This is a genomic window from Stutzerimonas degradans, from assembly GCF_024448505.1.
GTDB classification, from domain to species: Bacteria; Pseudomonadota; Gammaproteobacteria; order Pseudomonadales; family Pseudomonadaceae; genus Stutzerimonas; species Stutzerimonas degradans.
The window spans coordinates 1-591 of record NZ_JAMOHV010000030.1 but is presented as its reverse complement, the minus strand read 5'-3'; the positions used below and the strand labels follow the sequence as shown (position 1 = coordinate 591).

Annotated in this window: 1 protein-coding gene; it reads right to left on the bottom strand. The window is 68.2% G+C overall.

All coding sequences use genetic code 11. From position 1 onward, the window contains the following. A partial coding sequence (locus tag NAV27_RS19130) for an Ig-like domain-containing protein (RefSeq protein WP_256055322.1) occupies positions 1 to 591 on the bottom strand: 591 nt, incomplete at both ends.

Sequence of the window (591 nt, the reverse complement as noted above, 5' to 3'; positions counted from 1 at the left end):
CCGTCGGCGTCCTGCATGGTGTAGGTGAAGGTTTCGGTGAGGGTTTCACCCTCGTCCAGGCCCTGTACCGCGGCATCGGCCGGGTTGATCAGGTAGCTGTAGTTGCCGCCGCCCAGGTCGGTGAAGGTGCCGTGCGTCGCCGTGGTGCTGGTCCAGTTGACGAAGCTGGTCGGGGTGTCGGCGCCCGGCTGGCCGTTGGCGTGCAGGTCGTTGGTCAGCACGTTGCCGGTGATCGCGGTGACGCTGTCCTCGCCCACGCTGGCGCTGTCGGCCACGGCGTGCGGGACGTCGTCGACGATTTCGATGACCAGGCTGGCCGGGGTCGAGCTGCCGGTGCCGTCGGTCACGCTCAGGCTGAAGGTGTCGGTCTCGGTGCCGGCGCCGTCGGTGGTCGCTTCGGTCAGTTCGTAGGTGTAGCTCGCCACGCCGGTGGCGGCGTTGTAGGCGGTGACCGTCAGGGTGCCGTGGTCGCCGGCGAAGGTCTCGCCCTGCAGGTCACCAATGGCCACGGTCTTGCCGTTGATGGTCACGCTCTGCAGGTCGTCCAGGCCATCGGTGTCGGCCAGGGTGAAGCTGCCGGAGGCGAACTCA